The organism is Nocardia wallacei, assembly GCF_014466955.1.
Taxonomy (GTDB): Bacteria; Actinomycetota; Actinomycetes; order Mycobacteriales; family Mycobacteriaceae; genus Nocardia; species Nocardia wallacei.
In genome coordinates this window covers 127,891-154,671 of the sequence record NZ_AP023396.1, presented here as the reverse complement: position 1 = coordinate 154,671, position 26,781 = coordinate 127,891, and the positions used below count along the sequence as shown (strand labels likewise).

Annotated in this window: 17 protein-coding genes; all 17 read right to left on the bottom strand. The window is 68.4% G+C overall.

Going from position 1 to position 26,781, the window contains the following annotated elements; genetic code table 11:
* Positions 1–183: 183 nt before the first annotated feature.
* Positions 184–1,728, bottom strand: a complete 1,545-nt coding sequence (locus NWFMUON74_RS00675; RefSeq protein ID WP_187686098.1) for an acyl-CoA carboxylase subunit beta — start codon at positions 1,726–1,728, stop codon at positions 184–186.
* The gene (gene pks13, locus NWFMUON74_RS00670; protein ID WP_187686097.1) at positions 1,728–7,187 is read right to left on the bottom strand and encodes a polyketide synthase Pks13; all 5,460 of its coding nucleotides are present in this window, start codon (positions 7,185–7,187) and stop codon (positions 1,728–1,730) included. Before pks13 ends, NWFMUON74_RS00675 begins: the two co-directional genes overlap by 1 nt.
* Positions 7,188–7,262: 75 nt before the next feature.
* The gene (gene fadD32, locus NWFMUON74_RS00665) at positions 7,263–9,185 is read right to left on the bottom strand and encodes a long-chain-fatty-acid--AMP ligase FadD32 (RefSeq protein ID WP_187686096.1); all 1,923 of its coding nucleotides are present in this window, start codon (positions 9,183–9,185) and stop codon (positions 7,263–7,265) included.
* Positions 9,186–9,405: 220 nt separating this feature from the next.
* A complete protein-coding gene (locus tag NWFMUON74_RS00660; RefSeq protein ID WP_187686095.1) occupies positions 9,406–10,467 on the bottom strand; it encodes an LLM class F420-dependent oxidoreductase in 1,062 nt (353 codons plus the stop codon).
* 142 nt (positions 10,468–10,609) lie between these two features.
* Entirely contained in the window at positions 10,610–11,599 is a 990-nt protein-coding gene (locus tag NWFMUON74_RS00655) for a cutinase family protein (RefSeq protein ID WP_187686094.1), read from the bottom strand.
* Positions 11,596–12,114 (bottom strand): DUF732 domain-containing protein, encoded by a 519-nt coding sequence (locus NWFMUON74_RS00650; protein WP_187686093.1) that lies wholly within the window; start codon positions 12,112–12,114, stop codon positions 11,596–11,598. The genes NWFMUON74_RS00655 and NWFMUON74_RS00650 overlap by 4 nt, the downstream gene beginning before the upstream one ends.
* A 110-nt stretch (positions 12,115–12,224) precedes the next feature.
* A complete protein-coding gene (locus NWFMUON74_RS00645) occupies positions 12,225–14,105 on the bottom strand; it encodes an alpha/beta hydrolase-fold protein (RefSeq protein WP_425300492.1) in 1,881 nt (626 codons plus the stop codon).
* A gap of 131 nt (positions 14,106–14,236) precedes the next feature.
* Positions 14,237–15,298 (bottom strand): alpha/beta hydrolase, encoded by a 1,062-nt coding sequence (locus NWFMUON74_RS00640; RefSeq protein WP_187686092.1) that lies wholly within the window; start codon positions 15,296–15,298, stop codon positions 14,237–14,239.
* Positions 15,299–15,630: 332 nt separating this feature from the next.
* Positions 15,631–16,527 carry an alpha/beta hydrolase gene (locus NWFMUON74_RS00635; RefSeq protein ID WP_232111278.1) on the bottom strand — a complete coding sequence of 299 codons (897 nt, stop codon included), beginning with the start codon at positions 16,525–16,527 and terminating at the stop codon, positions 15,631–15,633.
* 357 nt (positions 16,528–16,884) lie between these two features.
* Positions 16,885–17,964, bottom strand: a complete 1,080-nt coding sequence (locus NWFMUON74_RS00630) for an alpha/beta hydrolase (protein WP_425300374.1) — start codon at positions 17,962–17,964, stop codon at positions 16,885–16,887.
* Positions 17,965–18,311: 347 nt separating this feature from the next.
* A complete protein-coding gene (locus NWFMUON74_RS00625; protein ID WP_425300375.1) occupies positions 18,312–19,400 on the bottom strand; it encodes an alpha/beta hydrolase in 1,089 nt (362 codons plus the stop codon).
* A gap of 190 nt (positions 19,401–19,590) precedes the next feature.
* Positions 19,591–21,507: an arabinofuranosyltransferase AftB family protein gene (locus NWFMUON74_RS00620; RefSeq protein ID WP_269475372.1), complete on the bottom strand. Its 1,917-nt coding sequence runs from the start codon at positions 21,505–21,507 to the stop codon at positions 19,591–19,593.
* A gap of 52 nt (positions 21,508–21,559) precedes the next feature.
* Positions 21,560–22,492, bottom strand: a complete 933-nt coding sequence (locus NWFMUON74_RS00615) for a decaprenyl-phosphate phosphoribosyltransferase (RefSeq protein WP_187686089.1) — start codon at positions 22,490–22,492, stop codon at positions 21,560–21,562.
* Position 22,493: 1 nt separating this feature from the next.
* Positions 22,494–23,087, bottom strand: coding sequence for a phosphatase PAP2 family protein (locus NWFMUON74_RS00610; RefSeq protein WP_187686088.1), 594 nt, complete (start codon positions 23,085–23,087; stop codon positions 22,494–22,496).
* Positions 23,084–25,000 carry a glycosyltransferase gene (locus NWFMUON74_RS00605; protein ID WP_232110768.1) on the bottom strand — a complete coding sequence of 639 codons (1,917 nt, stop codon included), beginning with the start codon at positions 24,998–25,000 and terminating at the stop codon, positions 23,084–23,086. The genes NWFMUON74_RS00610 and NWFMUON74_RS00605 overlap by 4 nt, the downstream gene beginning before the upstream one ends.
* A 17-nt stretch (positions 25,001–25,017) precedes the next feature.
* Positions 25,018–26,220 (bottom strand): UDP-galactopyranose mutase, encoded by a 1,203-nt coding sequence (gene glf / locus NWFMUON74_RS00600; protein WP_187686086.1) that lies wholly within the window; start codon positions 26,218–26,220, stop codon positions 25,018–25,020.
* Positions 26,221–26,281: 61 nt separating this feature from the next.
* Complete coding sequence (locus tag NWFMUON74_RS00595; RefSeq protein ID WP_187686085.1) at positions 26,282–26,776, bottom strand: hypothetical protein; 495 nt, start codon at positions 26,774–26,776, stop codon at positions 26,282–26,284.
* Positions 26,777–26,781: the final 5 nt, after the last annotated feature.

Here is a 26,781-nt window from a genome sequence, read left to right as displayed (position 1 = left end):
TACCGGGCGGGATTCACCGGGTGATTCCGCAAAAGACACCCCGTCCACCTGCCGTTCCACCGGATTTCACCTGTCCGGACAGGCCGCGCCCGGCGTGTGCGCGCGCCGGGACAACGGTAACCGTCACCGGGGCCCCCGCGGGAGTCCCCGGAGGCGGCACGGGTGCTGCGCGGCGGTGGCCGTCTACAGCGGGAGCAAGTGGTGTTTACGCGGGTTGCGCTGCAGCTTCTTGTCCCGCAGCAGATGCAGGGCGCGGCGGATTTCCAGGCGGGTGGTGGCCGGTTCGATGACCGCGTCGATGAAGCCGCGCTCGGCCGCGACCCACGGATTGGCCATGGTGGCGTTGTAGAAGTCGATCATCTGCTGCCGGACGGCCTCGCGCTGCTCCTCCGGCGCGGCCTCGATCTGCTTGCGCCCGATCAGGCTGACCGCGCTCTCGGCGCCCATCACCGCGATGCGGGCGGTCGGCCACGCCAGGTTGACGTCCGCGCCGAGCTGCTTGGATCCCATCACCGCGTACCCACCGCCGTAGGCCTTGCGGATCACCACGGTTACCTTCGGCACCGACGCCTCCACGAACGCGAACAGGAACCGCCCGCCGCGCTTGATGACGCCGATCTTCTCCTGTTCCACGCCGGGCAGGAAGCCGGGCGTATCCACCACGAGCACCAGCGGAATCTCGAACGCGTCGCACAGCCGCACGAAATGCGATGCCTTGTCCGACGCGCGGGCATCCAGCGCGCCGGCGGAGACCATCGGCTGATTGGCGACCACGCCGACCGAGCGCCCGTCCACCCGGGCGAACCCGGTGATGACGTTCAGGCCCGCCTGCGCGCCGACCTCGTGGAATTCCCCGTCGTCGAAGATGCGCAGCAGGATGTCGTGCATGTCGTAACCGGCGTTGTCGGAGTCCGGCACGATCGAGTTCAGTTCCAGGTCGGTCTCGGTGATCTCGGGCTCCAGGCCCGGATTCACCACCGGCGGCTCCTCCTGGCAGCTGGTCGGCATGTAGCCCAGGTACTGCCGCACCCAGTCGAAGGCCGCCTTCTCGTCCTTGGCGACGTGGTGGATATTGCCGTATTCGGCCTGGCTGCGCGCGCCGCCGAGTTCCTCGAGGCTCACGTCCTCGCCGGTGACCTCGCGGATCACCTTCGGCCCGGTGACGAACATGTACGCCTCTTCGGTGGCGACCACGACGTCGGTGTTGATCGGCTGATACACCGCACCACCCGCGCAGCTGCCCAGGATCAGCGAGATCTGCGGCACCATGCCCGACAGCGGCTCCACCTTCAGCGCGATATTGGCGTACCAGGCCAGCGAGCTGACCGCCTCCTGCACGCGCGCGCCGCCGGAATCCTGGATGCCGACCACGGGGCAACCCACCTTGGCCGCGAACTCCATGATCGTGCAGACCTTGCGGCCGAACATCTCCCCGACCGAACCGCCGTACACGGTCTGGTCGTGCGAGAACACCGCCACCGGGCGGCCCTCGACGAGACCGTGCCCGATGACCACGCCGTCGCCGTACAGCGCGTCCTTGATGCTCGGATTGCGAACCAGCGCACCGATTTCCACGAAGGTGCCCGGATCGAGCAGCATGTTGATCCGGTCGCGCGCGCTCGGGATACCCTTGCGCGCCCGCTTGGCCACCCCCGCCTCACCTGCCGGCTCCTGCGCGAGCTCGAGCTTCTTCCGCAGGTCGGCAAGCTTCTCGGCGGTCGTACTCACTAGATTCCTTTCGCGATCGCAGCCAATTTCTGCGTCAGGTCGGCACCGATGGTGGCGATGCGCGGCTCGTCGATGATCTGGAGATGATCACCCGGGATGTGGATGATTTCCAGTGCCGGGAGGTACTCGTCCCAGCCACCATTGGGCTGCCGGTCGGCGAAGCGGGGCTCGAGCTCGATCATGCCGTCGTGGTAGCGGTCGGCCAGATAGAGCACCACGTCCCCGTCGTAGTGCGACGGCTGCGCCTTCTCGAGCTCCCGGCTGTCGAGCCAGGACGTGCGCTGATGTTCGATCACGCCGCCGGGGATCTTCACGTCCGCGAACTTCAGCAGATCGGTGATGATCTTGTACTGCTCCGCGTCGGACGCGTCCGCCAGCTCCCGCAGCATGTCGTCGTCCAGTTCGCCCTCGATGCCGTAGGTCTTCTTCGCGAACTCCTGGAAGCGCTCGACGCGCGCCCGCCGCCCCTCGGGGCTGGTGTCCTCGGACTCCACGGGCAACGCCAGATCGATCAGCCCCACCAGCCGGACGTCGTCGCCCTCGGCCCGCATCAGCTGCGCGACCTGCAGCGAGAAGACGGCTCCCAGCGACCAGCCGTAGAAGACGTACGGCCCGCCGGGCTGCAGTTCGCGGATCTTCGGAATGTACTGGCGCGCACGCTCTTCCATCGAACCCTCGACGCGCTCGAAGCCGTACATCGGGGTGTCGGCGGGCAGGCGCTTCAGCAGCGGCTCGTAGACCAGCGTGTTGCCGCCCGAGGGATGGAACACGAAGACCGGTACGGCATTCGAGCCCTCGGTCCGCCCGCGCAAGGTCCGCACGAAGCCGTCGACATCACCCGCGTTGTCCTGGTGCCGCCGCACGACGTCGGCGAGCTGCTCGATGGACTCGCAGTCGAGCACGTCCTCGACGTCGATCTCCGCGCCGACCCGCTCGGACAGCCGCGCGGCCAGCTTCTCGGCGGTGTCCTGGTCCAGGATCGGCAGCGTGTCGAAGACGCCGCCGGGCGACTTGCCGGTGATGGTGGCCCAGGTCGCGTAGGTCAGCCGCTCGGCGGCATCGCGCGGCGGCACGTTCTCCTCGGCGGACTTCGAAGCGCCGTCGCCGAACAGCGCCGCCTGCACGGGTGCCTGTCCGCCTGTCGCGGACTTCGTTGCGGCGGCGTCCCGTGCAACCGTTGCCGCCGCGGATTCCGTTGCGGGGGTGTCCTGGTCGGCAGGGGTGGTTGATTCGGTGGTGGGAGCGGGCTTTCCGGCCGTGCTCTCGGCGAGCTTGTCCTGCACGACCGCCGTCGGGTCTCCGCCGGACTCCATGGCCGCCCGCGCGGCGGCGACGAAGTTGTCGTCGACGGCCAGCGAACCACCCTCGGCCGCTTGCTTTTCGGCGATGGCGGCGACCTCGTCGCGGTGCTCGATGGCGTAGCGGAGCACCTTGGCGACCTCGTTGAGGCTGGCGTCGCGCACGGCCGACACCTGCAGCTGCGGGATGTCGAACTCGTACTCGACCCGGTTCTTGATGCGCATGGCCATCAGCGAGTCCAGGCCCAGCTCCATCAGCGGGATCTCCATCGGCAGATCCTCCACGGCATAACCCATGGATTCGGCGACGATGACCGCCAGCCGCTGCTCCACGGTCTGGGTGCCGCTGGGATCCCACTTCTCGCCGATGGTCTCGGTGACCACGAGATCGGCCTCCCCGGCGGAAGACGTGCCGGGGAAATCAGACGGGGAGGCGCCGGGTGTACCGGACGGGGACGCACCCGGTGTACCGGAAGGGGACGCGTCCGGTGTACCGGAAGGGGAGGCACCGGGTGTACCGGAAGGGGAGGCACCGGGTGTACCGGACGGGGACGCGCCGAAAGACGTGCCGGAACCGTCCGAGGGGGACGTGCCGGGACGACCGGCGGGCGTGCGCGCCACCCCCGTGACCACGGCCTCGAACAGCAGGCGGAACGCACCGTCCTGCTCACCGTGCACCTGCACCGAGGCGCCGCCGAGGTGCGGGGTGAGGGTCGTGGTCAGCTTTCCGGACGCGGGCAGCGGCGAATGCGCGACGGTCGCCCCGACCGCCACGTCCGAAAGCACTTGCGCCGCAGCCGAACTCACCAGCCCGGACAGGTCGGTGACGGCGGCCGCCGACACCTCCCAGGCGTGCCGCCCGTCCGGCAGCGCGACGTGCGAACCCGGCACCCGCCCGGTCCCCGCACCCGAGGCGATGGTGACCGTCGGCCAATACTCCTTGCGCAGGAACGCCGTTCGCGGAATGTCGGCGAACTCCCCGGCGGGCAGCAGCGACGACAGGTCGACCCGATGCCCCTGCACGTACAGCTGCGCCAGCGCCGAGATGATGCCCGCGGCCTCGTCCTCCTTGCGCTTGAGCGTGGGGATGAGCGCCGCGTTGTGCACCCCGGCCGCGAAGGTGGTGCCCAGAACCTGCATCAGCGCGACGGAATTCGGCGCCAGCTCCAGGTAGGTGGTGATGCCGGTGTCGACGGCCTGCCGCACGGCGTTGGTGAAATACACCGGGTGCCGCATATTGGTGACCCAGTAGTCCACATCGTGCACCGGGTCCGAGCCCGCGCGGTAGACGGTGGCCTTGTGCACGGTCGAGTACAGGTCGGCGGTCAGCCTGGTGGGTTCGATACCGGCCAGCTCGGCCGCCAGCTCGCCCAGCAGCGGATCCATCTGCGAGGTGTGCCCGGCACCGCGAGTCTGCAGCACCCGGGCGAACTTGCCCTCGGATTCGGCCCGCGCCACGACGGCCTGCACCTGGTCGGGCGGGCCGCCGATCACGGTGTTGGTGGGCGCGGCGTACACCGCGACCTCGAGATCCGGGTAGTCGGCCAGCACCTTCTCGATGTCCTCGGCGCTGTATTCGACCAGCGCCATATTGCGGACGTCGGCCTCGGTGAGCATCTGCTCGCCCTCGCCCATCAGCCGCGACCGCGCGCAGATCACCCGCACGGCGTCCTCGAGGTTCATGCCGCCCGAGATGTAGGACCCCGCGGCCTCGCCCTGCGAATGTCCCACCACGCCTTCGGGTTCGGCGCCGTGCGCGCGCAGCAGCGCGGCCAGCCCGAGCTGAATGGCGAACACGCCGACCTGCGACGTGCCGACGTCCCAGTCCTGGGCGTCGTCGAGGATCATCTCCTTGACCGAGTAGCCCGCCTCGTCCTGCACCAGCTCGTCGACCTCGTCGACGGCGCGGGCGAAGATCGAGTTCTCCAGGTAGAGCTGCTTGCCCATCTTGCGGTGGTGCGACCCGAACCCGGACAGCACCCACATGGCGCCCTTGGCGGCGGGGGCGTCCGCGGTGAACACGCCCTGCCCCGGTTTGCCCTCGGCGATGGCGCGCAGCCCGGCGACGGCCTCGTCGTGGGTCTTGGCCAGCACGACCCCGCGCGAGCGGCCGTGGTTGCGCTTGGCCAGCGCCCGCGCCACGTCCTCGAGCGGAGTCGCCTGTCCCGCTTCGGATTCCAGCCAGTCGGCCAGGTCGGCAGCGGCGCGGCGGCGGCGGGAGGGCAGATAGGCCGACACCGGCAGGATCACCGGCAGCGGTTCGGTGCGCGCCTCGGTCCACTCCGCGACCGCGGGCTCGGCGGGCGCCACCTCCGGCGCGTCGGTCTCGTCCGCACCGGAAGCCACTGCGGCGGAGTCGGTTCCGGCGAGGATGGCCTCGGCGTCGGCGAGGATGTCGGTGGCCTCGTGGTCCAGATCGCCGACCGGCGCGGGAGCCGCCGCGGCGGCGGGCACGTATTCCTGGATCACCACGTGCGCGTTGGTGCCGCCGAAGCCGAAGCCGGAGACGCCGACGGTGGCCCGCCCGCTGTAGCGCGGGAATTCGGTCGGCTCGTCGACGACCTTCAGGTGCGCCTGCTCGAACGGGATGTACGGGTTGGGCCCGGCGAATCCGATGTTCGGCGGAATCACGTTGTGCTGCAAGGACATGACGATCTTGGCCAGGCTGGCCGCCCCGGCGCCCGACTCCAGATGGCCGAAGTTGGTCTTGGCCGACCCGAGCAGCGCGGGCTTGTCGTCGGCGCGGCCGCGCCCGACCACCCGGGCCAGCGCGTCGGCCTCGATCGGGTCGCCGAGCAGCGTGCCGGTGCCGTGCGCCTCGACGTAGTCGACCGACGACGGCGCGATCCCGGCGTCGCGGTAGGCCCGGCGCAGCACCTCGGCCTGGGCGTCCGGATTCGGCGCCAGCAGACCGTTGGAGCGGCCGTCGTTGTTGACCGCGGAACCCTTGACCACGGCCAGGATTCGATCCCCGTCGCGCTCGGCGTCGGCCAGGCGCTTGAGCACCACCATGCCGCCGCCCTCGGAGCGGACCATGCCGTCGGCGTCGGCGGAGAACGCCTTGATGTGGCCGTCCTTGGCCACCGCACCGGCGCCGTCGAAGCCGAGGGTCGCGAACGGGGCCAGGATCATGTTCACGCCACCGGCGAGCGCCACGTCGGCATCACCGCTGCGCAGCGCCTGCACCGCCTCGTGCACCGCGACCAGGGTCGACGAGCACGCGGAGTCGACCGAGACCGACGGACCGCGGAAGTCGTAGAAGTAGGACACCCGGTTGGGGATGATGGAGGAGACGCTGCCGGTGATCCCATAGGCTGCGGCCGTCGCCGGGGTGTTCGCGTCGACCGGTGCGCCCGCCGCCATCGCGGCCAGGAACATGAAGTCGTTCCCGGACGAACCGATGAACACGCCGACCGGCTGCCCCTTCAGCTCGCTGGCGGGAATTCGCGCGTGCTCCAAGGCTTCCCAGGTCAGCTCCATCATCAGGCGCTGCTGCGGGTCGACGCGCTCGACCTCGATCGGCGACATCGCGAAGAACTCCGCGTCGAAGCCCTTCACCACCTCCTGATCGAGATAGCCACCCCGGGTCATCGCCTGCTCGACAGCCTCCGCCATCTGCGGCTCGGCGGTGAACTCCGACCACCGGCCCTCCGGCAGCTCCCGGATCCCGTCCCCGCGGTTGATCAGGAACTCCCACGTCGACTCCGGCGTGCTGCCCGCGCCCGGCAACCGGGTCGACAGGCCCACGATGGCGATGTCGTGCGCCTCGCCCGGCCGATATCCGGCGGTATAGAAGGAATCGTCGGTCGATTCCGCGGGCTCCTCGGGCACGCCGCCGGCGGCGATGACCTCCGCCAGCGAGGCGATGGTCGGATGCTGGTACACGACCGTGGCGCTCAGCATCACCCCGGTGAGGTCCTCGATGTCGCCACCGAGGGCGAGAGCGTCGCGCGAGGCCAGCCCGAACTCCTCCATCGGCCGGTCCACCGTGATCTGCTCGATCGGCTGGCCGGTGGCGTCGGCGACCCAGCGCCGCAACCACTCTCGCAGCTCGGCCACCGACATCTCGGTGGCCGGTGCGGCGGCCGCGGTGTCGTCGGTGACCGCATCGCTGTCGGGCGAAACGGCGTCGGTCGTCTGGGTGCCCTCGTTGTCAGCCATCAATTCCTCAAGCTACCTGGGTGGGTTGTCGGGTGGGCAGGGATCGACAGCCAGTATCGCAAGGACGGATGTCGCTCACTCTTCCTCGGGGGCGTCCGGGAAGGCCTGCTGCGTGTAGCCGCCCCGCAGCGTGCCCTCCAGATAGGCGGCCCGGCAGGCGCGGCGGGCGATCTTGCCGCTGGAGGTGCGTGGGATCGAACCCGCCGGCACCAGCAGGACGTCGCGCACGGTGACACCGTGCCGCTGCGAGATCGCCGCGCGCACCGCGTCGGCGATCGGCGCCGGATCGGCCTTGTGCGCGCCCGGGCCGCGTTCGGCGACGACCACCAGCTGCTCGGAGGCATCGTCGGCGTCGTACTTGATGCCCGAATGGCTGTCGGCCTCGAACACCTCGGCCGGGAGCTGGTTGGCGGGTACCGAGAACGCCGCCACGAAGCCGGGGCGCAGCAACTTGCTGGCCTCCTGCGCCGAGTACTCCAGATCCTGCGGGTAGTGGTTGCGGCCGTCGACGATCACCAGGTCCTTCACCCGGCCGGTGATGTACAGCTCGCCATCGATGTAGACGCCGTAGTCGCCGGTGCGCATCCAGATCGCGTCGGCCGGGGTGCCCTCGGCCTTGCTGCCCTCGGGCAGGCGGTTGGGCAGCAGGTTCTTGAAGGTCTTGCGGGTCTCCTCGTCGCGGCCCCAGTACCCGATGCCGATGTTGTTGCCGTGCAACCAGATCTCGCCGACCTGGCCCTCGGGCTGCTCGCGCGGACCGGCGGGATCGTCGACGGACTCCGGGTCGACGATGGCCGCCCACTGCGACAGCGCCACGTACCCGCAGCTGACCTGGGCGATGGCGTTGGGCGCGCCCTGTTCGACCTTCACGATCCGGCCGGCGTTGAGCTCGTCGCGGTCCACGTAGATGACCTTGGCCTCGTCCTCGGCCCGGGTCGCGGAGACGAACAGCGTCGCCTCGGCCATGCCGTAGCAGGGCTTGATGGCCGTCTTCGGCAGGCCGTAGGGGGCGAACGCCTCGTTGAACTTCTTCATCGAGGAGGTGGTCACCGGCTCGCTGCCGTTGATCAGGCCGATGACATTGGACAGGTCCAGCGTCTCACCGTTCTTGGGCAGACCGCGGGCGGCCGCGTGCTCGAAGGCGAAATTCGGTGCGGCGGCGAAGGTTCCGGCGCCGTCGGAGACCGCGGCCAGCTCCTTGATCCAGCGGCCCGGCCGCCGGACGAAGGCGCTGGGCGACATGATCGTGATGAACTTGCCGCCGATCGCGGGCAGGATCACGCACAGCAGACCCATGTCGTGGAACAGCGGCAGCCAGGTCACGCCGCGCGAATTCCAGTCCAGGTTGATGGCGTTGATCATCTGCAGCAGGTTGGTGCCCACCGCGCGGTGGGTGATCTCGACACCGGCCGGGGTACGCGTGGATCCCGACGTGTACTGCAGGTAGGCGATGTTGTCGACGGTGATGTCGGGATAGGTCCAGGCCTCACCGAGCGAATCGGGCACCGCGTCCACGGCGATGACGCGCGGGCGCTGCGCGGCCGGCAGCGGGCGGAAGAACTGGCGCACACCCGCGGCGGAGGAGCTCGCCGTGAGGATGGCCGAGGGCTTGCAGTCGCCGAGTACCGCGTGCAGCCGATCGGTGTGGCCGGGCTCGTCCGGATCGAACAGCGGGACCGCGATGGTGCCGGCGTAGATGGCGGCGAAGAACGACACCACGTAGTCCAGCCCCTGCGGCGCCAGGATCGCGACCCGGTCACCGGGCTGGGTGACCTGCTGCAGGCGCGCGGCGACCGCACGCAGCCGGATGCCGAATTCCTTCCAGGTCAGGTCCTGGTACTCGCCGTCGCGCTCACGGGAGTAGTCGATGTAGCGATAGGCAAGCGTGTTCGCGTCGTTGCGGGTGTGCTTCTCGACGTAATCGACCAGGGTGCGTCCCTCGGGAATGCTGATATTCCCGGATTCGTCCAGGTAGTCGTCGAAAGTCTCGTCCGTCATTCCTTCTCCTCCGAGGCACACGCAGCACGGCATCATGGCCGCTGTTACCTGTGAGGCCCCGACTCTCTTACGCCCGCGGGCGCTCTGTGGTGCAAGAGCATGCCTGCAGCTTTTCCGGCGGTCTGCGCGGTGACCACCTATCGGCTAGATGTACTCAAACCAGGGACATGTTACAGAGCAGGACCCGGCGCGGTCCCTGCTGCGACTGAACACGACTCGGTCACGCCTCCCGCAGTAACGGGATCACCGGCGCGAAGGCATCCATCTGGGTCGGAAACACTCCGACATAAGACATCGAGGTGAGTTTGCGCACGTTACGAATCTGCTCCGCTATCTCCTCGAATGTGCCGATCGCCACATAGGGCGATGTGAGTATGTCTTCGACCGAGAGCTGTACGTCCACTTCGAGGTCCGGGTGCAGGCCCTTGTCGATCGCGGACAATGCCATTTCCGCCGTGCGTTCGCGGTCGTCGGTGATCACCACGGCGGTGATGGTCCAGTTCAGTTCGATATCGGCGAACCGGTCGCCGGCCGCCTGCTTGATCAGATTCACCTTCTCGATGGTCTTGTCGAGGGTGATGCCCGACAGCAGGCCCTTGCCTTCCTTGGTGGTCCGCGGCACCACCGAGATGATGTCGGCGTGCTTGGCGGCCAGCCGCAGCATCTTCGGGCCGCCGCCACCGGTCACCAGCGGCGGGCGCGGGCCCTGGCGCGGACGCGGGGTGCCCTTGATGCCGCGCACCTGGTAGTGCTTGCCCTCGAAGTGACATTCCTGACCGCGTAACAGCACGTCGAGGATGGTCAGCGTCTCGTCCAGCCTCTCCAGTCGCACGCCGGGCGACTCGTAGGGGATGCCGGCGGCCTCGAACTCGCTCTTGATCCAGCCCGCGCCCACGCCCAGTTCGAGCCGGCCCTTGGACAGCACGTCGATGGTCGCGGCGTCCTTGGCCAGCACCACCGGATGCCGGAAGCCGTTGGCCAGCACCGAGGTTCCGATGCGGATCCGCTCGGTGGCCACCGCCAGCGCGCCCAGCGCCGCGATCGGGCCGACCTGCGGGCCCAGGTGGTCGGGCACCGCGAACGAGTCGTAGCCGTACTCCTCGGCCTGCTGCGCCAGTTTGACGAACTTACGCGCCCCGCCCTCCTGCTGGTTGCCCTCGCCGGCGGCCGCGAACCGGAACTTACGCGGCGGCGTACCCAGCGCAGTCACCTCGGCGGCAGCCGATGCACGGCTCGCCGTGGCGGCCGGTGTGCGGCTCGCCGTGGTGGCGGCTTCTGTCATTGACCTCATGCTCCTGGCTGTCCGGAATGGCTGCGACGCCGGGCCGATCCGAGAGGAAGCGGCTCCGGCGTCGCGATCATCGCTGCACTTTACAGCGTGCCCACGAAACCTTGGGGGCCTCGGGGTTGACCCCTGTTAACAGTCACGAATGGGGCGGGTGCGGAGCGCCCTCGATCAGGTCCGCCGCCCAATTCGCCGTCCACTGCGTGGCCGTGGTGCCGTTCTCGTCCACCTGGAAGGTGTTGTACAGCGCGTGCACCGGGTTCCCGACGGCTCTGACCAGCGTCATCAGGCTCGGGATCAGGTTGAACGGGTTCAGCGCCTGCTTCGGGGCGTCACAGATCAGATCGCCCGGCGCGCAGATGGTGTAGGTGCGGTCGGCGAGTTGGCCGAAGCCGCCCGGGCGCGATCCGGTCATCTTGATGCCCGGGACGTTGAGGCCCTGCAAGGCGACCTCCGCGCCCACACCCGGCGGACTCGGCCCGACCGCGACGGCCTGGCCCGGCCCGAAATCGCGGCGGCCGTCGGCGATCAGCATCACGCCGAGCACCCGATCGGCGGGCACCGGGCCCTTGCCCGCGCCGATCTGGGCGGCGATATCGCCGCCGATCACCGCGCCCTGCGAGAAACCGGCGATCACATAACTGGTGAGCGGGCAGTTCTTCGACATCGACGTCAGCTCGTCGAGGGCCCGCTCGGCGCCCTCCGAGCGGCTGTTGTTGTAGGACTGCTGGCCATCCGGCGGGATCGCGATCGGATTGGAGAATTGCGCGACGTAAGGGACGGTGTAGATGTCCAACCGGCTCTCGGGGAACCGCTCGCGCACCGGGTTGCTGACGTTGAGCATCAACGAGATCGGATTGGCGCTCGGGTGGTGCGGATCGTCGTTGCTGTTGGACTCCCACGTCCCCGGAATCGACAGCAACTGAACGTCCGGGCAGGAGGCCGGCTGGCTGGTCGGCGGGCCCGGCTTCGGCGGCGTCGGCTTCGGCAGCCGCAGCGGACCGGCCAGCAGGAACCACAGCAGCACCGCCACGACCACCAGCACGACGATGCCCAGCAGGATCAGCAGGCATCCGGGACGACGGCGACGACCACCGCCTCCCGGATAGCCCGAACGTCGTGCGTTCACTTGTCGCAGTAGGTCTGGTTCGCGGTGTCGATGTAGATCCGGCCGGCCTGTTCGACAGGCATCTTCTGCGGGTCGAACGCCGGGTCGGAACCGGCCATCGCGTTCACGTAGGTGGTGATCTGGTCATCGGGCAGGCCCGACGCCTTGCCCTGGCAGACGAAGCTCGCCGTGGTCACCGCGATATCCGGGGTGGGGCTCAGGCCGCGCTTCTTCAGTTCCTCGATCAGCGCCTGGTCCTTGGCCGACAGCTCGGCCGTATTGCCCGCGGCCACCGAGGGTTCCACCGGTTCGGGCCGCTCCAACGCGCTGGTGGTCGGCGCGGCCGTCGGGGCGCCCTCCTCCGGCGGCACCTGCACCACCGACGGGATGGTCGGACCCGCCGCGGCGGTCGTGGTCGAGGTCTTCAGCGTCGGCGTGCTCGACGCGGTCGAATCGTTGTCGCCGCAGGCAGCGAGCAGGCCGACGGCGGCGAGCGACACCACGACGCCGGTTACCTTTCCACGGGTCCGCAACATGAATTTCGTTTCCTCGATCTGTGCAAGCCAACGGGACGCGTCCAGGCTAGCGGCTCGACGCGCGGTCATGGCCACCCATGGACGAACCACAGGCAACTCTCATGACGTCGCTACAGGCCGTGTATTTCCGGCTTGCCGTCGCGCAGGACGATGAATCCGGTCTGGAAGTTCTGCTGGATGCCGCCCGGTACCGGGAACTCGTCGCTGGTCGGGTAGCCGAGGCGGCCGTTCTCGAAGCCCTGGCGGCCCCAGGCCTCCATGATCAGGCCGTTGCGGACCGCCCACGCGCCCGAGAGCGGGCTCCAGTAGATGTTGCCGCCCTCGAACGCGCTGACGCGGCCGAGATCCTTCAGCGGCTGCTCCTCGGCGACGGGGAAACCGAGGGGACTGTTCTCGAAGCCCAGTTGCGCGTACTTGCCGAGGATCAGTCCTTGGACGCGATGGGCCCCGGTCTTCTCGCTGAAGTACATCGGGCTGTTCTCGAAGCCCTGCACCGCGCCGCGCTGGTTCGGAGTCGGCTGTTCGGGACCCGTGGGGTAACCGGCGGGACCGCGCTCGAAGCCCTGCGCGCCCCACTCCTGCAGCATCGCGCCGCGCACCACCTGGGCGCCGGTCTGGGGCGTCCAATACACCGAGCCGTTCTGGAAGGACTGGAACCGGCCGCGGCCGTCGGGCAGGCCCTGATCGTCGGAGGCGGGCAGGCCGAGTGGCCCGTCCGGCCCGGCCGCGGCCTGGTAGGTGCCGCCGATCATCCCGCCCGCCGCGTGCGCCCCGGTCGACGGCGACCAGAACACCCTGCCGCCCTTGAAGTCCTGCGCCGTCCCGCCGGGCACCTGATACTCCGGAGTCACGCAGGCGCCCAGCCAGCCGCTCGACTGCGCCACCGCCGCGATCGCGCCGCCGGTCCCGCACTCGGCCGCGGCGGTGTCGACGCCCAGCGCGGCCGCCGCCTGCGGCCAGGACTGGCGCATCTCGAAATCCCAGTAGGGCCAGGTGTGCGTGCCGGAGGCGCGGTAGCTCACCTGCACCGGGATCGAGAGCTTGTTCAGCTTCCCCACGAAGTTCTGGGTGGTCAGCCGGGACAGGATCTCCAGGCCCATCCCGGCGTAGTTGGTGCTGATCGCGGGCAGGTCCGGGCTCGGATTGTCGTAGGCGCCGGTGGTGCCGCTGCCCGCCGAGACGTAGAGGCTGACGCCCTTCAGCTTGTCGGCCAGCGCGTACGGGTCGTGCGCGGCCCACTCCGGGTCGCCCGGCGGACCCCACATGGCGTCGGCGTCGAAGCCGCCCGCGTCGCGCATGGCGAACATGATGGCCTGCGGCATACCCAGCGTGGTGGTGGTCAGGAAGCCCGAGTACGAGGCGGCGTACCGGACCCAGCCGGGATTGCGACCGGCCAGGAACATGGCGGCCGTGCCGCCCATCGAGAGTCCGGCCACGCCACGGGCATTCGTGGCCCGCCACTGGCTCTCCAGCAGCGGCGGCAACTCCTTGGTGAGGAAGGTTTCCCACTTGTAGTTCTTGCCGTTGTTCGGCTGCGCCCAGTCGGAGTAGAAGCTGGACTGCCCGCCGATCGGCAGCACCACGGTGACGTTCTTGTCGGCGTAGAAGTCGACCGCCTGGGCGTCCTTGGTCCAGCCACTCTCGTCCTCGGTGGCGCGCAGGCCGTCGAGCATGAACAGCAGCGGGAAGCGCGCGTCCGGCCGGACGTTCCAGTCCCGCGCCAGCAGCAGCTGGACCTGGACCGGCGTCCCCATGGACGGCGAGTCCACCCACAGCGACACCCGCCGATCGGTCAGCCATACCGCCTTCCGCACGCCCGCCCCGGCGACGGCGGCCGGGGCGACCTCGGGCTGAGCGGTGGCGATCGCGGCGCAATAGCTCGCGGTCAGCGGCAAGAGCGCGGCGGCGGCAAGCGCACCCAGCCTTTTGCAGCTCAGCCGCGCTCGAGCGCGTCTGGCGCGCCCCCGCCGGAAATTTGCCACACCTGCCACAGGAGTGTTGTACCTCGCGGCGGGCGGGTAACCGCGCGCGACGCGCGGAAACCGGTCGACTTACCCCCGAAATGCGCTGGGGCGCCGCGTGGTCGAACCACGCGGCGCCCCGAGGCGGTATGTCGTGCCGGTTATCCGGCGTTCAGTGCGGCCAGGATGCCCGGACGCGCCTTCCACAGCTCGTCCTCCCAGTACTTCCAGGAGTGCGTGCCGTTGGCCGGGAAGTCGTAGGTGGCCGGGATGCCCAGCGAGTTCAGCCGGGACTGGAAGGAACGGCTGCTCACCATCGAGATCACCTCGAGGGCCATCGCGTTGCCGGTGTTGAACAGGCCGACCGCCGAACCCGGGTTGTCGTGCGGGCCGGGCAGGCCGCTGCCGGAGGAGATGAACATCGGCAGGCCACGCAGCTGCGGGGCGAACACCATCGGGTCCGACCGCAGCCACTGCGGGCTCCACGGCGCCGCCATCGAGTCGACGTTGAAGCGGCCGGCGTCGAGCATCATGACGCGGATCGCCTCACGCATGCCGGGTGCGTTCCAGTTCAGCGGGCCCGAGAACGCGGCCGCGTACTTGAACTGGTCGCGGTGGAAGGCCGCCAGGCGCAGCGCGGCCGGGCCGCTCATCGACAGGCCGCCGACGGCCCAGTTGTTGCGCGAGACGCCGTAGTCGGCGAGGAAGGTGGGCAGCTCCTGAGTGAGGAAGGTCTCCCACTTGTAGGTGAACTTCTGGCCGTTGGTGTTGCTCGGGGCCTGCCAGTCGGCGTACCAGCTGGACTGGCCGCCGACCGGCATCACCAGGGTGATGTCGTCGTTGCCGAACTGCTGCTGCGCGTTGGTCTCGAATGACCAGGCGTTGCGGTCGTCGCGGGCACGCAGGCCGTCGAGCAGCAGCAGGGCGGCGTTGCCGCCGTTGCGGGCCCACTGCACCTGCACCTTGACCGGGCCCATGCTCGACGGGACCATCAGCTCTTCGTAGCCACCGGCCGGGGTGCGATGCACCGGGGCCACAACCGGGTTCGCCAGCGCGACCGTCGGGGTCGCGGCGGCTGCCGCGAGCGGGAGAGCCAGGGCCGCTGCGCCGGCGGCCAACAGCCGTGCGCGCCAACCGAACTGAGCATTTCGCCGTCCTGGCTGGACCGTCTCCGACGCGAGCGTCGAATCGGACGCCGGCGCGGCGGATCTGCCGAAACGCATGGATCTTGCTCTCTTTCTGCTGCTGTAGTCTGCGGTTGTAGCCGCGCTGTGAGAGCACGTGGCTATCGACAGCGCGGGCTGCGCTCATCTCGGATCCCGACCTCCGACATGAGCGACGGCGCGTCCACGAACTGGTCACACTTGCGCTCGCTGGACGATATTCGACCGCCCAACCGTTAGCAAGATGGAACGAACCCCGTGACCGAAATCCGCCCGTGTACGTTTCGTAATGGTGCGGAGACCCTATCGCGTCCGGCCGGTGATTGTCGCCCCAACCGAAAATCCCACGGGGGTCCCGGCTTTCGCCGGAAGGGGGAAGGAGATTCCGGGGGTTATCCCAGATTGGCGCTGAGATCCGGGAGCATCTTGTAGACCTCGTCGGTCCAGTAGTGCCAGAAGTGCACCCCGACGGGGGTGTAGTCGAAAACCGCGTTGGCCGTGCCGAGGCGGTCCTGGAACGCGCGGGTGTTGGCCAGCGCCACCGCCTCGAGCACCTCCGCATTGGTCAGGTGGTAGGCGTCGATCGGGCCGCGAACGGCGTCTCGGGGGCCGGGCAGGCCGTTGCCCGAGGAAATCCACAGCCGGGTGCCGTTCTGCCGCAACAGCGGCGCGAAAAAGGTCGGGTCGTTCCGCTGCCAGCGCGGGTCCCACGGCGGGCCCCACATGGCGTCGATGTTGAAACCGCCGGCATCCAGCATCGCCGCGCGCAGCGCCTCCCGCATACCCGGGCCGGAAGGATTCAGGTAGCCGGAATAGGAAGCGGCGTAACGGAATTGATCGGGATGATAGGCCGCCAGAGCGAGCGCGGCGCTGCCGCCCATGGACAGCCCGAACACCCCGTTGCCGACGGGCTTGAAACCCAGCCGTTCGTGTAGCGCGTCGCGCAGATCCCGGGTCAGGAAGGTTTCCCAGGCATAGCGCACGGTCTGGCCGTTGGTATTGCTCGGCGCCGCCCAATCGCTGTAGAAGCTGGACTGCCCGCCGATCGGCATCACCACATTGATGTTCCACTGCGGCAGCACCCGGGATACGTCGGTGTCGATCTCCCACCCGGACAGATCATTCCGCGCGCGCAGACCGTCCAGCGCGTACACCACCCGATCGGTATTGCCGTCCGCCGCACGGAAAACGCGGTTCTTGATCGGGCCCATGCTCGAATCGACCCAGAAATCGAAACCGTCGGAGTTGTACGCGGCCGCCGCGGGTCCGGGCGCACCGGCGACCGTCATCGTCACCGGAATCGCCACGGCGAGCGCGACTCCCGCGAGGCGCCGGACCAGGCGCCGCACACCCGCGCCCGATCCGCGCCACCGGGCCGAATCCCGCACACCGGCAATCGTTCCGCACAATCGCACTGACCGCATCGAACCGACCTTTCGCCCGTGCGGCCCCGATTGGACCGCACCCGAGATGCATGACGAGCGACCATCGCCGCCGAACGCTTCTCGTGGTGAGTGCAGGTTTCGGCGTTTGTTTCCCGAACTTCTTCTATCGGCAGACATTCGGAACCGCGGCCCGGGAAACGCGCCCCGAGACCGAATCGTGATGTAAACCGTCGATTTGCCACCGACCGCGCGGCCGACTCGTCAGCCGATGTTGGCCGACAGATCCGGAATCATCCGATACGCCTCGTCCTGCCAGTTGAACCAGTCGTGCACGCCGACAGCCGGGAACGAATAGACCACGTTCTGCGCGCCCAGCGACATCATCCGGACCTGGAAGGCACGAGTGTTGGCCAGCGCCATCGCCTCCAGCGGCGCGCCGCGGATGATGTGGTCGGCGGCGGCGCCCGGCGGCAGTGCCCAATCCTGCTGCGACGGAACGCCACTGCCCGCGGCGATCCACAGCCGGGTGCCGTTGGCGATCAGCTGCGGTGCGAACACGAACGGATCCATGCGCAGCCACTGCGGGCCCCACGGCGGCGCCATGGCGTCGACGTTGTAGCCGCCCGCGTCGATCATGGCGGCGCGGATCGCCTCGCGCATACCGGGGGCGGAGATGTTCAGGTAGCCGGAGAAGGAACCGGCGAAGCTGAACTGGTCGGGGTGGTAGGCCGCCAGGGTCAGCGCCGCACTGCCGCCCATGGACAGGCCGAACGCGCCGTTGCGGTCGGCGCGGAAGCCGAGCCGGTCGCGCAGCGCACTGCGCAGCTGGGAGGTCAGGAAGGTCTCCCAGTCGTAGCGGTAGCTCTTGCCGGGGCCGTCCAGGAAGGTCTCGGTGGCGCCCGAGCCGCTGGAGGAGCCGAAGCCGGTCGGGCCGATGCCGAAGAACGAGCTGGGCGCGTTCCAGTCGGCGTAGAAGCTGGACTGCCCGCCCACGGGCATCACGACGTTGATGTTCCAGTCGGTCAGCACCTGGGCGACATTGGTCTCGATCTCCCAGCCGTTGAGCGTCTGCGGCGCCCGCATGCCGTCGAGGGCGTAGACCACGCGATCGGTGTTGCCGTCCTTGGCGCGGAAGATCCGCGACTTGATCGGGCCCATCACCGGTGAGTCGACCCAGAAGTCGAATCCCGACGGATCGAACGCCGCCGTCGCGGTTGCGCCGCTCCCGACCACGGATACGCCCAGTGGCAGCGTCATCGCCAGTGCCATGCCCAACACCGATCGCTTCAGCCACGAACCGCGCACTCCGTCGGGCTTCGGCTTCCTCCGCGCAAATCGCATCGAGTTCGACCTTTCGCTCGAGAACGGAGCGCGCCCGAACCCTCGCTACGCGCCCGGCCCTCATCTTCGGACAACACAGACAAACCCATCGACGTACCAAGGACGTCGGTGTACTGCAGGTACCGCGTTACGAATCGAGTATCGGCGATCCGGTGTTGCAATAAAGTGATTCAACTCGGAAATGAATCAAACAGTGACCCGCGACACACGGTAATCCGTCAATGCGGTCGTCCGATCCCTTGTCGGGCTCGGTAGCAAATCTTCGGCACAGCAGCGCGAGCAGAACGGCGGACACGAAAAACCCCACGGCGACCGGAGTCACCGTGGGGCTTCGGAACGGGCCGGGATCAGCCGATATTGGCCGAGAGGTCGGGCAGCATGCGGTAGACCTCGCTCTCCCAGTAGCGCCAGTTGTGCACACCCACGGCCGGGAAGTCGTAGGTGACGTTGCCCGCGCCCAGGGTCATCATGCGCACCTGGAACGCCCGGGTGTTGGCCAGCGCCAGCGCCTCGAGGCCCATCGCGTTGAGCGTGTTGAAGTTGGGGCCGTCCACCGGACCGGGCAGGCCGCTGCCGGCCGAGATCCACAGGCGGGTGTTGTTGGCCTTCAACCGCGGCGCGAACACGAACGGATCCATCCGCAGCCACTGCGGGCCCCACGGCGGCGCCATGGAGTCGATGTTGTAGCCACCGGCGTCGATCATCGCGACGCGCAACGCCTCCCTCATCCCAGGCGCCGACACGTTGAGATAACCGGAGTAGGACCCGGCGAAGCTGAACTGCTCCGGGTGGTAGGCGGCCAGCGTCAGGGCCGCGCTGCCGCCCATCGACAGGCCGAACGCGCCGTTGCGAGTCGTGCTGAAGCCCAGCCGGTCCCGCAGCGCGTTGCGCAGGTCGCGGGTCAGGAAGGTCTCCCACTCGTAGCGGTAGCTCTTACCGGGGCCGTCGGCCAGCACCTGCGTCGCACCCGAACCCGAGGCCGAGCCCGAGGACGAACCGGAGATCGGCGGCAGGCCCAGGAAGGAGCTGGCCGCGTTCCAGTCGGCGTAGAAGCTGGACTGACCACCGACCGGCATCACGACATTGATGTTGGCCTTGGTGAGTTCGGCGGCGATATTGGTCTCGATCTCCCAGCCGCTGATGTCCTGCCGGGCCCGCATGCCGTCGAGGGCATAGACCACGCGGCTGGTGTTGCCGTCGGCGGCACGGAAGACCCGATTCTTGATCGGGCCCATCGTCGGCGAATCGACCCAGAAGTCGATACCGGAGGGGTCGAATGCCGCGGACGCGGTGCCCGCGCCTGCCACCGACACCCCGAACGGCAGCAGCGTCGCCAGGGCGACGCCCAGCGCGGACCGCTTCGCCCAGCCGGCTCGCCGTGAACCCTGCCGCTGCGACCGTCTCCGACGTCTTTCCTGCGCCCAACGCACAGTCACGCCTCGCATATTCTGTTCGGCCTTTCCCTTGTGCGGCCGGGCTCGGCCGCTTCTTGCGGATCCCTCGTCGCAACGCATACCACGACGCGCCCACGACGGACGTACTCATGGGAGCCTATCGCTTCGGTACCGCTGCGGCGTTACCAAATCGAGACAGAGTGGCCAAAACAACTGTGATATCGGTACCGCGCTAGTTAGGTACCACGGGTGGAATCGGGTCCACCAGGCCACAGCGTTGGATCTCGTACTTCGGCACCCGCTCGATACGGTACTTCGAGAAATGCAGGGCCTGGATGATGTTGTGCTTGAAACGGTCGACGGTGAGCGGCGCGCGATAGGACGCCAGCAGATCCTGGGTGGCGGGGCAGCTCAGCGCGGTCCGGGCCTGGATCACCCACTTCTCGTCCATGAACCACGGCATCCACGGATGCCGGTCGACCATGCCGGCGTCGACGACCACCCAGTCCGAGTAGAGGTTCTTGTCGTGGCCGATGCGGCCGTCGACGAGCCGATCGGTGTGCGCGGCCAACGGGTAGGCCAGGCCCTCCTGATCGAGCACGCGCACATCCAACGGAACGTTCATACTCGTCATTCCCAGATTCAGGAAGTAGACGGTGTGGCCGTAGCCGCCCTCGGGGATCGGCAGCGGCGGCGGCGCGACGTACCACATCATGAACGACGGCGAATTGATCAGCAGCCCGCCGTTCGGGCTGTTCTCGATGGCCTCCACCATCGCGCGCATCCGCGGGTAGTCCAGATAGTCCTCGGCCAGCACGGGATGGTCGTGACCGCTGTTGAGCACGTAGTAGATCCGCTCGTCCACGATGCCGGTGGCGCTGAGCTGGCTGCCGGAGGTGTTGGCGACGGTGTCGGCGGCGAACAGCGCCCAGCCCATCGTCACCACCCACGCCACCAGTGGCAGCGCGATCGACCACCGCGTCAGTCCGCGTACGCCCCGCTCCGCGACGGCGTCGCCGGGCAGGCGCACCGGCAGCACGGCGACCGGCAACAGCAGGATGAACAGCTGCGGCAGCAGCATGCGGCCGTGCATGAAGTCGCCGCCGACCCGGATGTTGAACACCACCAGCAGCAGCCCGCCGACGAGCATCAGCGTGACCACCGCGCCGGGCGTGCGCAGCCGCCGCTGCAGCGCACGCAGCCGGGTGGTTTCGGCGGAATCACGCGCGGACGGCGGGGCCGACCCGCGCCGGGTCCGCAGAGAGAAGACGGCGATCGCCGCCAGCACCAGCAGCGGCACCCACAGGAAGTACGGACCGACGAGGTCCCACAGGTAGACCAGGCCCTGCCTCCACTTGGCGCCGCCGGCCTCCTTGGCGACCGCGGTGTTCGGATAGGGCAGGCCGTAGTAGCCCATCCGCCAGATCTGATAGCCCAGCGGCACCGCGCCGCCGACCACGACCAGCAGCGCCCGAACGACGATGGGCCGCAGCCGGGTTCGCGGCATCGGCGCGCAGAAGACCAGCAGCAGGGCCAGGCCGCCCAGCACGGTGATCTCGGGGCGCACCAGCCACGACAGCCCGGCCCAGAAGACCAGGCCGAGAAAACTTGCGAGACCGGGCCGCTCGGCCCGGCTCCAGCGCATCAGCAGGTACCACAGCACGCCCAGCCAGAAGATGACCAGGCAGTTCTCCAGCCCCGAGGTGGCGTAGTCGCGGGCGGGCGGCACGGCCACGTAGACCAGCGCACCCGCCGGCAGCAGCAGCTGACCCGAGGCGCCGCCCCACAGCCGAGCCGAGCCGAGCATGGCGAACAGGACCGCCAGCAGCGACAACCCCAGCGCCACGCCGAGCACCACGTACTCCAGCCGGGCCTGGGTGATCCAGCTGAAGAACCACACGACATAGGTCCACGCGGCGCTGGTGTTGGTCTCCACCCGCTCGCCCGCGTTGAATACCGGCCCGTTGCCGGCCAGCAGGTTGCGCACGGTGCGCAACACGATGAGTCCGTCGTCGGCGATCCAGCGCCGTTGCCAGGCGCCGGCCGCGAACAGGACCACGGTGAGGGCTACCCCACCGACGAAGACGGCTCGGGACAGTCGCGCGAAGCGGGAGGCGCTCGCCTCCCGCTCTCCCTCGCCGACCGCCAGCGTGCTGGTCGGCGGACCCTCTTCGCGCTCTTTTCCCGCTCCCAGCCTCTCGTCAGGCGAGATAGACAGCGACACCTACCGCTCCGATCCAGGCGATGGCCAGGAGCTGCAATATGCGGTCCCCCAGCGCGATCTCTTCGGGTTCACCGGCCTCGCCGCCATCGACGTCGACCGCGTAACGCAGGATTGCGATCGTAAACGGAATCATCGAGATCGCATACCACTGGGTGTCCTTGAACTGCTGTTGCTGAAATGCCCACAGCCCGTAGAACACGACGACCGCGGTCGCCGACAGCGTCCAGATGAAGCGTAGGTAGGTGGGCGTGTAGTACTGCAGCGACTTGCGGATCTTCGCACCCGTGTCGAGCGCGATCTTCAACTCCGCGTACCGCTTTCCGGCCGCCATGAACAGCGAGCCGAACGCCATGATCAGCAGGAACCATTGCGACAGTTCGATACTCGCCGCGGCGCCACCGGCGACCGCGCGCAGCAGGAAGCCCGACGACACGATGGAGATGTCGAGCACCGCCTGGTGCTTGAGACCGAAGCAGTAGGCCAGCTGGATGCCGATGTAGACCGCCATCACCACGGCCAGATGCCACGACGCCGCGAACGAGATCGCGACGGAACCGACCAGCAGCACGACCGCCAGCAGGTAGGCGAGATTGACCGGGACGACACCGGCCGCGATCGGCCGGTAACGTTTGGTCGGGTGCGCCCGGTCGGCCTCCACGTCCTTCGCGTCGTTGATCAGGTAGATACCCGATGCCGCCAGGCAGAACACCACGAACGCGATCCCGACGTGGCCCAGCACCGAAGCGCTCGAGACCGCGTCCTTGCCCGCCGCCAGCGGAGCCGCCAGCACCAGGACGTTCTTCACCCACTGGCGCGGCCGCATCGCCTTGACCAGGCCGCCGGCCAGGGTCTTCGGCGGACCTTTGATGACGGCCTCGTCCAGGTCGACGCTGGTCGGCTCTTCACTCATATCAACGAGGGTTCTTTCCTGTGCGGTCACGGGTTCTCTTTTCGGCGGCGAGCACGGCGGCTGCGGACGCGGCACCCAGCGCGGACCCGGCGAGCACATCCGAGGGGTAGTGCACCCCGAGCACGATCCGGGACAGCAGCATCGGCGGCACGAGCACCGCAGGCAAGGGTAGCCCGGTCAGTCTGCCGAGCAATACCGCCGCCGCGGTCGTGGAGGTCGCGTGCGACGACGGGAAGCTCAGTTTGCTCGGCGTCGACACGTTGACCTGCACCGACGGGTGGTGCGGGCGCGGGCGGCGGACGATTCGCTTGATGATCACCGACGCGGCGTGCGCCCCGAAGGCGCCGACGGCGACCCCGGCCCACTGCCGTCGGCGCGGCTTGTCCAGCAACGCACCGGCGGCGCCGATGCCCATCCAGCCCAGCGAATGCTCCCCGAAGTGCGACAGTCCCCGAGCCGCCTTGATCACCGCCGGGTTGGCGCCGATGGTGCCCTGCACCGCGTTTATGATCTTGACCTCGGCGGGCGAGGCGACGGGTTCGGGCACGACGTGCAGATGCGGCGCGTCGGCCGACTCCGGTACTGCCGCTGTCATTTCTCGCTCCCTGTGTCGCCGCCGATACCGAACGCGTTCTCCCAGGCCGCCGTGCTGGTCAGCCGCGGATGTGCGGCACGATACTGCTCGCGCAGGGCCGGGAAGCGACCGGCCAGCTCCCGTCGCAGCCGGATCGCCTCCTTGAACAGGCCCCACGCCTGCCGCGGATCGCGCTTGCGGTAGACGACGCCGCGTCCGTCGGCGGTGGTGACGGTGACGCCGTCGACCTGCGAGAGCAGGAACCAGCGGGCATCGAGCGTCGGGACGTTGAGCTGCGGGCGGTCGTGGTGTTCGGTCTTGGCCGGGCGCAGGTTGTGCAGTACGCCCTTGCCGAGCCGAACGACCTTGGCGATCGGGTTGCCCGGCTCGCCCACCGCACCCACGTCGGCGCCACTGGGCAGCGGCAGCGCGGTGGAGGAGGGCAGGGTGACCGCGTCGGGGAAGTCCTTGCGCAGCCGTGCCACGTCGCCGAGCGCGCTGGGCAGCAGCTCGAACAGCCGATCGGGACCCGCCAGGAAGTCGCGGATCGCCTGGTTCTGGATGGCGACCGTCGAATACTCCAGGCACAGTAGGTGTTTCAGCGTCGCCTTGACCGTGTTGACGATCATCGGGCGGCCGTCGTTGCCCAGGTGCAGAGCCGCCACCACGAGCCGGTTGCGCAGGTGGAAGTACGCCTGCCAGTCGATGGCGTCGTCCTTGTCGCTCCAGGCCATGTGCCACACCGCCGCGCCCGGCAGGGTGACCGTCGGGTACCCGGCGGCGCGGGCGCGCAGGCCGTACTCGACGTCGTCCCATTTCAGGAACAGCGGCAGCGGCTGGCCGATCTCCTCGGCGACCACGCGCGGGATCACGCAGGTCCACCAGCCGTTGAAGTCGACGTCGATGCGCCGGTGCAGCAGCTTGGAGTTGTCGCGGTCGCGCAGCGGGTACTTGGAGAAGTCGTGGTCGTACTCGACGTTCGGCGCCGCAGTCCACATCCAGATGCCGCGGTCGACGACCTCGCCCATGGTGTGCAGGTGCGAACGCTCCTGCAGGTTCAGCATCTGGCCGCCGACCAGCGTGGGTGTGCGGGCGAAGCGGGCGAAGGCCAGCGCCCGCAGGATGCAGTCCGGCTCGATCTCGATGTCGTCGTCCATGTAGACGATGTACTGGGCGTCGGTGGTCTTCAGCGCCTCGTACATGACCCGGCTGTAGCCGCCGGAGCCGCCGAGATTGGGCTGGTCGTGAATGGCCAGCCGGTCTCCCAGCACGGCCGCCGCTTCGGCGAAGCCCGGCTCGTCGACGGCCTTGCGGTTGCCCTGGTCGGGAATGATGACGGCCTTGATCTTCTCCAGCACCAGCGGGTCGGAGCCCAGGGCCGCAAGGGTTTTCACACAGTCGGTGGGGCGGTTGAAGGTGGGCATGCCGACCGCGATGCTGCCCTCGCCCGGCGCCTCCACCGGCGCGTACCAGCCGCCGCTGCGCAGGTCGACATGCGAGTCGGTGGTGATGTCGAACCAGATCCATCCACCGTCCTCGAACGGCCCCAGGTCCACCTCGAATTCGACGAGGGCGACGGATTCCCCGCCGCCCGTCGAGAATTCGTTACCCTGCACGTGGATTCGGGAACCGTCCGCCTTGGAGCGGTACACGTCGACCCGGCCGTGGCCGGACAGCTCCAGGCGCAGCACGACCGACTTCAATACCGTCCAGCGGCGCCAGTAGCTGGCGGGCACGGCGTTGAAGTAGGTGCAGAACGACACCTCGGATTCGGCGCCGATCGACAGCGACGTGCGCGAAGTCGCGTGCGCGCGACGGGCATTGGTCTGCGACTCCTCGAGATAGAGGGTGCGCACGTCCAGCGGTTCACCCGGGCGCGGCAGGATGATGCGCTGCAGCAGGGATTTCGCGCGGGTCTCGGTGGTTGTCGTCATCTCTTCCAGGGTGGTCGTCATTGCGCGGTCTCATCCACCAGAGGCGCACCGGACTCCAGGTGCGGGCGCAGCACGTTGTCGAACATGCTGAGCGCGCTGCCGATCGCCATGTGCATGTCCAGGTACTGGTAGGTGCCCAGGCGGCCGCCGAAAAGCACCTTCGCGGAGGCGGTTTCGGCCTTGGCGCGGTCGCGGTAGGCCAGCACCTTCTGCCGGTCCTCCGGGGTGTTGATCGGGTAGTACGGCTCGTCGCCGGTCTTCGCGAAGCGTGAGTACTCGCGCTGGATCACCGTCTTGTCGTCCGGGTACCAGTCCCGCTCGGGGTGGAAGTGCCGCGGCTCGATGATGCGGGTGTAGGGCGCGTCCTCGTCGTTGTAGTTCATTACCGAGGTGCCCTGAAAGTCACCGGTTTCCAGCACCTCGGTCTCGAAATCGATGGTGCGCCAGCCCAATTCGCCCTCGGCGTAGTCGAAGTAGCGGTCCAGCGGGCCGGTGTAGACGACCGGCGCGTCCGGGTTCTGCGCGCGCAGCTCCTCGCGCACCTCGAACCAGTCGGTGTCCAGCCGCACCTCGATGAGATCGGATTCGGCCATGCGGGCCAGCCAGGCGGTGTAGCCGTCCTTGGGCAGGCCCTCGTAGGTGTCGTTGAAGTAGCGGTTGTCGAAGGTGTAGCGCACCGGCAGCCGGGTGATGGTGCTGGCCGGCAGGTTCTTCGGGTCGGTCTGCCACTGCTTGGCGTTGTAGCCGCGGATGAAGGCCTCGTAGAGGGGACGGCCGATCAGTGAGATCGCCTTCTCCTCGAGATTGCTCGCGTCCTTGGTGTCGATCTCCGCGGCCTCTTTCGCGATCAGCGCCCGGGCCTCGTCCGGGGTGAAATAGCGGCCGTAGAACTGCGAGATCAGGCCCAGCCCCATCGGGAACTGGTAGGCCTGCCCCTTGTGCATCGCGAACACGCGGTGCTGATACCCGGTGAATTCGGTGAATTGATTGACGTAATCCCAGACCCGCTTGTTCGACGTGTGGAACAGGTGGGCCCCGTATTTGTGTACCTCGATGCCGGTTTCCGGATCGGCTTCGGAGTAGGCGTTGCCGCCGAGATGGTAGCGACGTTCGACCACCAGCACCCGCTTGCCGAGCAGGTTGGCGGCACGTTCGGCAATGGTCAGCCCGAAGAACCCGGAGCCGACGACGATGAGATCGAAGGGCGATGCGACGGTCACGGGTGCCCAGCGTAGCCGTCCGCCCCGGCGACGTCTGCCCGCCCGTCAGTAATCTCGCCCGTCAGTAATACGGATAGGGCGGCGCCGGTGGCTGCCCGGCCGTCCGGCGCGCCGCGATCCACCGTCCGGTCGAACCCGCGGCCGCGAGGCACAGGGTGAGCAACTCGATCGCGAAGACGATCGACACGAAGATGCTGGCGGGCGCCACGTCGGATTTCTCCATGCCGCTGACGAACAGCGCGCCGAGGGCGAGGCTCGTGATGCCGACAATGGCCAGCGTCGCCGCCGCGATGACCAGCACCCGGCCCGCGGCACGCCGGCAGAACAGCATGATCGATTCGACCAGATAGAACCCGCTGATAGTGCCCACGACCGAGACGAACGTCCCTACCGCCACCATCGAGCCGATATCGTCGGCCGACATAGCGAAAGCCACCGCCAGGAAACCGAGCAGCAATCCCTGCAGCAATGCCAGAATCCCGCCGGTAATGGCTGTTCCCCCACCGGGTTTCGGCTGCACGTACACATAAACGGGCGGGCCGTACGGACATGCCATACCGG